The 10,704-nt window shown below is 66.1% G+C and carries 6 protein-coding genes; 4 read left to right on the forward strand and 2 right to left on the reverse strand.

What is annotated here, in order from left to right:
- The first annotated feature begins 150 nt into the window (after positions 1-150).
- Both ACFVJ3_RS48390 and ACFVJ3_RS48395 read left to right on the forward strand, forming a co-directional pair.
- The gene (locus ACFVJ3_RS48390) at positions 151-702 is read left to right on the forward strand and encodes a site-specific integrase (RefSeq protein WP_378458854.1); all 552 of its coding nucleotides are present in this window, start codon (positions 151-153) and stop codon (positions 700-702) included.
- Complete coding sequence (locus ACFVJ3_RS48395) at positions 699-2,648, forward strand: hypothetical protein (protein WP_378458855.1); 1,950 nt, start codon at positions 699-701, stop codon at positions 2,646-2,648. The genes ACFVJ3_RS48390 and ACFVJ3_RS48395 overlap by 4 nt, the downstream gene beginning before the upstream one ends.
- A 455-nt stretch (positions 2,649-3,103) precedes the next feature.
- Here ACFVJ3_RS48395 and ACFVJ3_RS48400 read toward each other — a convergent pair whose 3' ends face one another.
- Together ACFVJ3_RS48400 and ACFVJ3_RS48405 are read right to left on the reverse strand one after the other, a co-directional pair.
- The gene (locus ACFVJ3_RS48400) at positions 3,104-3,904 is read right to left on the reverse strand and encodes a hypothetical protein (protein ID WP_378458856.1); all 801 of its coding nucleotides are present in this window, start codon (positions 3,902-3,904) and stop codon (positions 3,104-3,106) included.
- A gap of 358 nt (positions 3,905-4,262) precedes the next feature.
- On the reverse strand, positions 4,263-7,529 hold the full coding sequence (locus ACFVJ3_RS48405; RefSeq protein WP_378458859.1) for a protein kinase: 3,267 nt from the start codon (positions 7,527-7,529) through the stop codon (positions 4,263-4,265).
- Between the two features lie 1,346 nt (positions 7,530-8,875).
- Between ACFVJ3_RS48405 and ACFVJ3_RS48410 the strand changes: the two genes are divergently transcribed.
- Both ACFVJ3_RS48410 and ACFVJ3_RS48415 read left to right on the forward strand, forming a co-directional pair.
- A complete protein-coding gene (locus tag ACFVJ3_RS48410; RefSeq protein ID WP_378458857.1) occupies positions 8,876-9,499 on the forward strand; it encodes a TetR/AcrR family transcriptional regulator in 624 nt (207 codons plus the stop codon).
- A gap of 52 nt (positions 9,500-9,551) precedes the next feature.
- A complete protein-coding gene (locus ACFVJ3_RS48415) occupies positions 9,552-10,586 on the forward strand; it encodes an IS630 family transposase (protein ID WP_378458858.1) in 1,035 nt (344 codons plus the stop codon).
- The last annotated feature ends 118 nt before the right edge of the window (positions 10,587-10,704 follow it).

The following is a 10,704-nucleotide window of genomic DNA, read 5'->3' on the forward strand; positions in this document are numbered from 1 at the left end:
AAGTCATAGAAGTCCAGCGTCCAGCAGCCCGGCTCGTCATCCAAAATGGTCCCTCCAGAATCTCAAGATCGACAGTTCTGGAGAGACTAGAGAAGGCAGTGGGCGGACATCCTGACCGTTGCCGCCGGGGAACCGGTTCGCAACCGCCTGATGCTGGCGCTGGCCTACGATGCCGCGCTGCGTCGTGAGGAGCTGTGCGCGCTGCGTACCGACGATCTCGACCCGGCCCACCGCACCCTGCGGATTCGGGCGGAGACGACGAAGAACCGACTCGAGCGGGTCGTGCCCTACTCGGCTCCGACCGGGGTGCTGCTGTCGGATTATCTCGCGCACCGGGCGGGTCTCAGCAGGGCACGCGGACCGCTGTTCCTGTCGGAGTCCCGCCGCAATCACGCCCAGCCATTGAGCCTGTGGACGTGGTCGAAGGTGGCGCGACGGATCGCGCTGGCCGCCGATGTGCCGCGGTTCTCCACACACACCACACGGCACCTGTGTTTGACGGATCTGGCCCGGATGGGCTGGGAGCTGCACACGATCGCGACCTTCGCCGGGCATCGCCACACGGACTCGACGCTGCGATATATTCACCTGTCCGGGCAGGATCTGGCCGACAAGCTCGGCCGCGGCATGGACCACATCCACGCCTGGCGCATCGGAATGCTCACCGGCCTGGACGCCGCGACCGCAGGAACACCACAGTGACCGCGCCGCTGTCGGGGACCCTCAAACCGAACCCCGAATCACGGTGGTGCTCACCGCTCGTCGCGCATCAGTTCGACACCACGATCGACCTCCGAGACGACGAGGTCCGGGCCATCGGTGAACTCGGCGTGCGCAACCTGCGGCGGCTGCAGTATCACGATCCGAACGCGCCGTGCTGGCACGTGATCGGACGACTGCTGCGACCGCTGGAGACGGTCAACGCAGGACTGGATTCGCCGGCCACCGCGCATCGGCGGCGCGCCATGGCCGACGTGGTCGCGGTTCTGCTGGTGTGTTGCGCCGAGAAGGAGCGGGCCTTCTGGGGCTGGAGCACGCCGGTATGGGTGCATCTGCTCGGCCGGGATCAGGCCGAGTTCCGCCGGAACGCACCCGCCTGGGCCGGCGACGAGGTCCGCCCCTACCTCGCCGCGCACGCCTACCTGCTGGGCTCCTTCACCGAGTTCCACCGGCTCGGCAGCTTCCAACGCCTGACCCTGTCGCGGCGGATCTTCGGGCGCGACCGAGTCGACGGCGAGATCGCCCGGCTTCGTCAGGTGCTCGGCGAGTGGTGTTATCGGCTCGGACACGGCGACGACACGCTGCTGCCGATGGTGGTCTGCCAGCTGTTCCTGCTCAGCCGCAGCCCGCACCTCGAGGACCTCACCACCGAGCTGTTCGAGCGGGTCCGCCGTGACGGACTGCTCGGCGGCGCGCGGCTCAACACTCTGCATGCAGTGCAGCGGGCGGTGGGTGCCCTCGGGTTCTGTGACCCGCCGCCCGCGACGACCGGTCGTGGCACTGCTCGGGCGGCCGGCGGTGCGCAGATCTGGCAGCGGTGGGTCGACCGCTGGTACGCGACCTCGACATTGACGCCGCGGGCACGTGGCAACGTCCGGTCCCGCCTGCTCAAGGTCGGCCGCTGGAGCGCAGCCGAGCATCCCGACGCCGCCGACCCGGCCGCGTGGACCCGGCAGACCTGCGCGACCTGGGTCGCCGCGCTGGACCAGATGAACGTCGGCGACTACGTGCACCGCACCACCGGACTCGAAGAGCGCATCGGCACTCCACTGACGGCGGCGACCAAGGACGGTCACCTCTCGGCGATCCGGAGGTTCTTCACCGACTGTCAGGAATGGGAATGGCTACCGCGACGCTTCGATCCTGGGCGTGCACTGGCCACGCCACGCAGCATCACCGCGCTACTCGGCCCGAATCCGCGGGTAATTGCCGACGACATCTGGGCGAAGCTGCTCTGGGCGGGACTGAATCTGTCGCGCGCCGATCTCCCCGAGACACAATCCGGGAACTTCTACCCGTTCGAACTCGTCCACGCGATCACACTGTCCTGGTTGTTCTCCGGACTGCGCAGCGACGAGATCGCCCGCCTGCGGGTCGGCTGCATCCGCTGGCAGCACGACGACACCCCCATCGTCGGCGACTCCGATCAGGTGCTGGCGCGTGACGCGGTCTGCCTGCTCGATGTCCCCGCGCACAAGACCGGCACCGCGTTCACCAAGCCGGTCGATCCGATCCTCGGCCAGGCCCTCGACAACTGGCACGCGATGCGCCCCTCACAACCGCAGTTTCACGACCGCCGCACCGGCGAGCGAGTCGACCTGCTGTTCGCCTTCCGCGCCCGCCGGGTCTCCTCGTCCTTTCGTCATCAACACGGTCATCCCGATGCTCTGCCACAAAGCCGGTGTCCCGACCGCCGACGTCCGAGGCAACATCACCAGCCACCGAGCCCGATCGACGATCGCCAGCCAGCTCTACAACGCCAAGGAGCCGATGACCCTGTTCGAGCTGCAAGCCTGGCTCGGCCACCGCTCACCGCAATCCACCCAGTACTACGCGAAAATCAGCCCCACCACGCTGACGCGGGCCTACACCGACGCCGGATACTTCTCCCGCAACGTCCGCACCATCGAGGTCCTCCTCGACCGTGATGCCGTCACCTCCGGCGCCGCCGCCGGTGACGACACGCCATGGCAGTACTACGACCTCGGACACGGATACTGCACCTACACGTTCTTCGAACAATGCCCACACAGGATGGCGTGCGCCCGCTGCGACTTCTACGCCCCCAAGGCATCCGGCAAGGGACAACTGTTGGAGGCCAAGGACAATCTCCAGCGTATCCTCGCCGCGATCCCGCTCAGCGACGACGAGCGCGCCGCCGTCGACGAGGGACAGACCGCCCTCGACAACCTCCTGGAGCGACTGATCGACGTTCCCACGCCGACCGGCACGACGCCCCGCGAGATCGGTGTTCCGGCGACCGCGACCCTGCTACCGCTCGTCTCGGTCAACCAGCGCAAACGAGAATGACCTTGACATCTCAGATTCCACAGAATGATGTGGCTAACGTGGCCTTCGACGGGACCGGAGCTGTGCGGCAGGGTCAGCCCCGCGATGACGGCGTCGAGGTCTCGGCGCAGACCCCGGACGAAGGACCGCAGCGCCGGTTCCCCGTCATTGTCGACAGCAGTCGTCCAGGCGGCGAGGTCGCCGCCACGGCGGTCCGGTCATGATCTCGGCGAAGTCGTGGACCAACTCTCGGGTGGTGGTCAGGGCAGCGTCCGAGCAGCGCGCTGAGCTGTTCACGTTCGTCGTCGGTGAGCCGGTCCGGTCGGCAGGTAAGCCAGCCGGTGGTCTGCCGGATGGTGGGCGCGACCGCCGCCGGTGGCAGGGCGTTGTGTGCGTCGCGCAGCGGTTGCAGGTAGCGGCGGACGGTCTCGTCGCTGGCATCGGGTCCGCGCAGGAACGCCGGCGCCGTCGCGGGGGCCGGTGCGGGCTGTCCGTCGTGTTCGGTGCCGGCGGCAAGGATGCCCTTGACGGTGCGGCAGCTGGGGTCACCGACCTCGAGGGCGCGGGCGCAGGCCGCGTCCAGGCGGGCGTCGTCGTAGCGGTCCCGCAGCCGGACGATGCCCTGGATCGCCCGCAGCCGGCGCAGCGCGTTGACCTGTGACAACTCGGCGACGACCGCGACCGCGCCGGGACCGATTTGCTCGGCCTGCGCCCGACACCAGACCACGGTCTGCAGTGTGTAGGCAATCTTGTGCGGCGGGTAGTGCTCGGGGTTCGTCGACCGCCCCGACAGGTGCAGCACACGGGTGACGACCACCTGCTCGCCGGCGAAGATCTGCACCACCTCCCCACAGGTGCGGACCAGCACCTGCTGACCGATCAACCGCCAGTCCAAAGTTCGCCCCTGACGGTTCTTACGAGGCCGTGCACGTACAGGACACCACCCTAAAAATGGCGTCGACGTGGGGTCTTCGGGGAGCTTGGACACGGCATCGTCGCGCGGCCCGATCTATGTCGAGTTCACACCGACGCTCCTCTGACGAAGCACGAATGCATACGGTTCTGGCGGCACCGGACGCCCCTTGGCTGGGCGACAAGACAACGCGCGCCGCCATACCTCCCGGACACCCTTTGAATCCACGAATCGCGACCAACGTTCCCGGCCCACCGAGCAAGTCACCATCGCGTGTCCCGCTGTTCTGCACCACGGTCCATCGCGTCGATGCATTTCAAGTCATGTGTCTGGGGGCCGGTCAGAGTTCTCGACGCTGATGCTGCGTTTCCACGACCCAGGCCGCGACTTGTGCGCGTGAGGTAAATCCCAGCTTCGTCAGCAGATGTTCGACGTGTCCCTGCGCGGTGCGGGGCGAGATCACCAGGCGGGCCGCGATCTCTCTGTTGGTCAACCCTTCTGCGATCAGTGCGGCGACCTCACGTTCCCGCTTCGTCAGCGTGGCCGAGGTACCGGACGGCATCGAGGGTGTGGGCTGCTCACCCAGCGCGTAGGCGACGGCCCCGGCGAATCCGAGCCCGGCGCCCTTTCCGCGCGCGGTGTCGAAGGCCTGCTCACTCATCGCCCGCCGGATCCGGTCTTCGCACTGGTCCTGCCACACGTGTAAGCCCTGCACCAGCACCGTCGAACTCCCCACCGACCGGCTGAGCTGGTCCGCGGCGCCCAACAACACGGCCGCGCGCTGCACGTTTCCCTCCCCGGCGGTGATCCACGCGAGTGACTGGATGCACACGCTCGCGTTGAGGCGGTCGTTCACCTTACCGTCTATCTCGAGCGCCTGTCCGAGGAGCTGCACCGCGCGGGTGCTCTCACCGTGCCGCCACACCGCGACGGCCAGCGCCCACAGCGAGTACGCCTGAAACACCGATTCGCCCTGTGCCTGGGTGAGCGCGAGGGCGCGCTCATAGTATTCGATGGCCCGTTCGGTGTCGTTCACCAGATCGTGCGTCATGCCGAGCCCCAAGACTGCCGTGACCTCGAAGACGTCGCTGCGGGCGGCGTAGAACTCGACGGCCTTCTCGAGGTCGATGCGCGCGCCGGCGAGGCGACCCCCGAACAGCGCTACGTGTCCGGCCGCGTGGTCCATGTGCGCATGCACCACCGGATCTCCGGTCTGGGCGGCAAGTGAGCGTCCCGCCTCCACCAGGGTGTCTGCGCCCGGGATGTCGCCTTGCATGCCCGCCAGCACGCTGGCGGCGTGGAGCGCCCTGGCGCGGTCTTCCGTCGGCTTCCCTGGCCGGTCGACCCCGAGGCGGTCGAACCATCGACGTCCCTCGCCGAGCAGGCCCCCGGCAAGCCAGAACGGATACAGCGCTACAGCGATCCGCAGGCCGGCGTCGCGGCTGTCGGACACGCAGAACTCCAGCGCCTCCCGGAGATTCGGCAGCTCGCGCCCCAGCCTGGTGATCCACTCGATCTGCCGGGAACTGATCCATTCGGATTCCGCCGCGAGCGCCAGCCGCTCGTACCAGTTCCGGTGGCGGTGGCGGAGTTCGGTGTCGTTGCCCGTCGCCCGCAACTTGTCGCGCCCGTAGTCGCGGAGAGTTTCGAGCATCCGGAATCGCATTGTGGCACCCGAGGCTTCCCTCGTCAGGATCGACTTGTCGACGAGGAAAGGTACGATATCGATGACATCTTTCGATTGGCTCCGATCGCAAACCTCTTCCGCCGCGTCGAGTTCGAAACTTCCGGCGAACACCGACAGCTGCGCCCACAGTCGCTGTTCCGCATGCGTGCACAGGTCGTAACTCCAGTCGATGCACACTCGAAGGGTCTGCTGCCGTGACGGCGCGTCTCTGCTGCCGCGGGTCAGTAGTTCGTAGCGGTCGGTCAGGCGCTGCAGGATCTGCTCCGGTGTCATCGCGCGCAACCGGGCCGCGGCCAACTCGATCGGCAGCGGCAACCCGTCCAGTCGCCGGCAGATTCGGGCGACGGTGACCTTGTTGTCCTCGGTGAGCTCGAACCCTGGCACCGCGGCGGCACCTCGCTCGGCGAACAAGGTCACAGCGTCGTTGCGGGGCAGCCCTTTCGGCAAATGCTCGGGGTCGGGGACGGGCAGCGGGGAGATCAACAGCGTCGCTTCCCCCCCGATATCGAGTGGTTCTCGACTGGTCACCAGCATGCGCAGCGCCGGGCAGGCGCGGAGCAGGGTCTCGGAGAGCTTGGCCGCCGCAGCCACCACCTGCTCACAGTTGTCGAGCACCAGTAACTGCTGGCGAGGATGAAGGAAATCGACGAGCACCTCCGAGACCGGCCGCGCCGACCGGTCCCGCAACCCCAATCCACCCGCCACCACACCGGCCAGGAGCGATCCGTCGCGCAGATCGCCCAACTCCACCAGTGTCACACCGTCCGGGAAGTCTCGGCGCACCTTGGTCGCCACCCGCAATGCCAGCCGTGTCTTGCCCACCCCACCGATACCGGTCAACGTCACCAGCCGCGAGGCCGACAACAGGTTCGTCGCCTCCCTCAACTCCGTACGACGATCGACGAAACTGGTCAGCTCGAGCGGAAGATCACCCGTGCGAACCGAATCCGCCGATGCCGCGCCTGGCTGAGGCGACCCCTGCGCTCCCGCGGAGTTTGGACCCACGCTCGGCGCCGCCGGTTCGGTGTGCACGGCCATCTCGTCCACCGGGAAGCCGTGCCGATATTGCAACTCCCGAAGGTGCCGTCCCAGTTCCGCAGCAGAGGGCCGGGCCACCGGATTCCCGGCCATGGCCTGTTCGATGACCGTGCTGATGTCCTCGGAGACACCGTGCACGCGCGGATCCGGGACCGGTTCGGAGGCGATTCTCAGAAACTGTGCCACCACCTGCTCACCGCTGCGGCGCTCGAACGCCGCATGCCCGGTGACCGCCGCGAATAACGTCGCGCCGAGACCGTAGACGTCGGCCGCCGGGCTCGGGGCCTCGCCCGCGATCACCTCCGGCGCGGTGAACGCCGGCGACCCCGTCACCACGCCCGCGGTGGTCTCGAACCCGCCGGTAATGTGCGCGATACCGAAATCCGTCAACGCCGGCTCACCGTAGTCGGTGATCAAGATGTTCCCCGGTTTGATATCGCGGTGGACGATCCCGAGGCGGTGCGCGGTCTCGAGGGCGCCGGCCATCTTCACCCCGAGTCGCAGCGCCTCCTCCAGCGGGAGCGGTCCATCGTGGCGGATCCGTGCGTCGAGAGAACCCTGAGCGTGGAACGGCATCACGATGAACGGGCGGCCGTTGTCGGTGACCCCGGCGTGCAGAACGTTCACGATATTGGGATGGCCGGTCAACCGGCCCGCCGCCCGCTGCTCCCGCAAAAATCGGGCCCGGTTCTGCTCGTCGAGGTCCACGGTGAGGACCTTCACCGCAACCGTGCGATCGAGCGCCGCCTGCGAGCAGCGGTAGACCACACCGAAACCACCGCGGCCGATCACCTCGGCATCCTCGAACCCGGCCGCCGCCAACTCCGCCGTCACCGAACCGGACACATCGCGTTGCGTCGCGAAAGGATCGACGTCGGTCATCGCCGACATCGATCCATAGGTGCCAGACATTGCCGACGACGCACCATCGCTCTCGCCTCCCGAAACGTATTCCCAACAATATCGTCAGTTGTCCGTCCCGAAGAGGAATGCGCGGACTGTCCCGGCGCAACCTGTTGTCCTTCGTCGAGGCCGGACGCTTCGGATCGGATATCGACGGCATAATCATCATGTTGCCCGCCCACCTGCTATCCCGAAGAAGAACGGCGCCGTGCCGCCGAAGCAGGCGACGGTCGCGATCCGACACCGAGGGTGAATCCTCGGGCGCGGGAGACGAGATGGAGTTGATGTTTGCGGCTGAAGCGGCGCAGGCCGACGGCGAGTTCGTAGCCGACTCGGGCGCGGACCGTTACCCGCACGACCCGGCATCTGTGCTTGAGACCTGGCACGGACGGATTGGGAACTACACGCGATCGCCACCTTCGCCGGACATCGCAGCACCGAAACCGCACTCACCGATATCCACCTGTCCGGGTGGGAGCTGGCCGGCTAGCTCGCTCGCGGCATGGACCACATCCACTCCTGGCGGTAGGGATGCTGGCCCGCCTCGGCGAGCAGGAGACCAGTCGCCGATGACGACGATGGTGAATTCACAGGCAGCACGATTTGCTTGGAAGTGGCCGCTACGGCTGGATCGCTTCCGGTGCCACGAACGGCTGTCGAAGGACGAGTCCGATGCGCTGAGACTCTTGGTTTCGACCTGCTGCGGCTCGACCGGGACCGCGAACACCGGCACCGGCAGGCGATTGCGCGGTTGACCGCGCCACTGGACGAGGCGCTGGTCGTGACCGCCACGGGCGCCGTCGCAGCGGCAGCGCGGTACGAAACCCGGCCCCCCAGTGCGTCGTGCTCGTAGCGCTGTGCCGGTGGCCGGCGCAGCGGGAGGCCGGTGGCCTGATCGAGGTTCGCTGCTCTCCTGGTAGCCCCGTCCGATGAAGGAATCCCGAATCGGGGCGACGAACGGAATTTGATCGCTTGGATAGTTATGCGCTATCTCGGGTCATCTCTCATTCGATCGTTTCCGAGATGAAGGACCTACGAACCGCGTTCCCGGAGACCGTGCAGCTCAGCTCGTTCCGTCATGGGCCAGCTTTCGGGCCGTGTCGGTCGCTGTCCCTTACCGGACGGCGCGTGGGCGACCACGAAAGGGCTGTCGAGCGGTCATCTCATCTCTTTCATCGTCGTTTTCGTGGTCCGCCCAGCGGATCGTTCTGCTTGTCGGCACCGGCGCCACGGCCGTCACCGGCACCACAGCTTCTTCGGCCGTCGCCCGGCACTAGGACACCTCCCGCGAAGTCCGCTCGGCTGCTAAGGATAGGATTGTCGGTGTGAAGAAGTCGGAGGTGACGCGTCAAAGACTTCTCACCGCTGCACTCCAGGAGTTTTCGGAATTCGGCATAGCCGGAGCTCGGGTCGATCGCATCGCATCGCGGTCAGGCGCAAACAAGAGCCTCATATACCATTACTTCGGAAGCAAGAATGTGTTGTTTGAGGAAACTTACTTGCAGCTCGTCCTTTCAAAGTATACGAAAATTCCGCTGGACGACTTCGATCTGGTGCGGTTTGCCGATGCTCTATTTAGAGAGTACGAGGACCACCCTGAGATTCTTCGGGTCCTAGGCTGGTACCGTCTGCACTCGTCGAGTCTTCCACGACTTGATGCGGCGATCGCCGAGGCGGTGGCGCCTGTTCGACTCGCAGTTACACGGGCACAAGAAACCGGAAAACTCCCGAATAATGTTTCCGCAGACCAGTTACTCACGATGACTACCTCGATCGCGGAGGCTCCCTACTCAGCAGCGGCAGAGATGTTTGAGGTTTTCGACGGTCCTGCCCACTCCCAGGCACGCCACTTCGTCCGTCGGGGCGTTCGACTCCTTCTGGAGGGCTTGGCTGCAGAAGGCGAGCACGCTCCCCGCGAGGCCAGTCGGAAGACACCCGCAGGTTACTAATTAGTTCGTAAGTATGTCGACTATTTAGTCGTGTGTCTGATTGAATCATGGTGTGCGAGATAACGATGGCCGCAAACTCGACCATGCAACCCTTGCGGTGCTGAGAAGGCGTGCGGTGGAGCAGGTTCAGGCCGGGGTGCACCCCGAACAGGTCGCCGAGACGTTGGGACTGCACCGCAAGACCGTCTACGGGTGGGTCGCGAAGTTCCGCGCCGGAGGCTGGGAGGCGCTCGAAGCGAAACCGGTGCCCGGCCGACCTCCCACCCTGACCGGCGATCAGCTGGCGAGGCTGTATTCGATCATCGTCGGCACCGATCCGCATCAGCTCGAGTTCGAGTTCGCCCTGTGGACGCGGAACATGATCCGCGAGGTGATAGGCCGCGAGTTCGGGGTCACCATGTCCGAGGTCACCGTCGGCCGGTGGCTCAAGGCAATGGGATTGTCCCCGCAGAAACCCCTCTACCGGGCGTATCAGGCCGACCCCGAGGCCGTCGAGCAGTGGAAGAGCACGACGTTCCCGAAGATCCAGAAACAGGCCAAGAAGGCGAAAGCGACGATCTACTTCACCGACGAGGCATCCGTGCGCAGCGACTACCACGCCGGCACCACCTGGGCGCCGGTCGGCCGCACCCCGGTCGTTGCGGCGACCGGGGCCCGGTTCTCGGTGAACATGATCTCCGCGATCAGCGCCAAAGGTGCTCTGCGGTTCTCGATCATCGACGGCACCCTCACCGCAACGAAGTTCATCGACTTCTGCAAACGCCTGCTCCGCGACAACGACGGGCCGGTGTTCCTGATCCTCGACGGACATCCCGTCCACCGATCCAAGGCCGTCACCGCCTTCGCCGACTCCACAGGCGGCCAACTGACCCTGTTCCGCATCCCCGCCTACTCGCCCCAACTCAACCCCGACGAATGGGTCTGGAAAAACGTCAAACACGACCGCATCGGCCGCTCCGGCATCACCGGACCCGACCAGTTCAAGACCCTGTGCACCCGGGCACTGCGGCGACTACAACGCATGCCGCACCTCGTCCGCGGCTTCTTCGCCGACCCCCACCTCGCCTACATCCGCGCCGCCGCATAACCAGTCGACATACTTACGCTCGCCTTAGAGCGTGTCTCATGTGGATGAAGTGACGTGTGGGACATAATGTGACGTGTGGTAGATGGGTTGTCACTGAGGTTGGTTCCGGATGCGTTGT

This window comes from Rhodococcus sp. NPDC127593, assembly GCF_042671975.1.
Lineage (GTDB): Bacteria > Actinomycetota > Actinomycetes > Mycobacteriales > Mycobacteriaceae > Rhodococcus_F.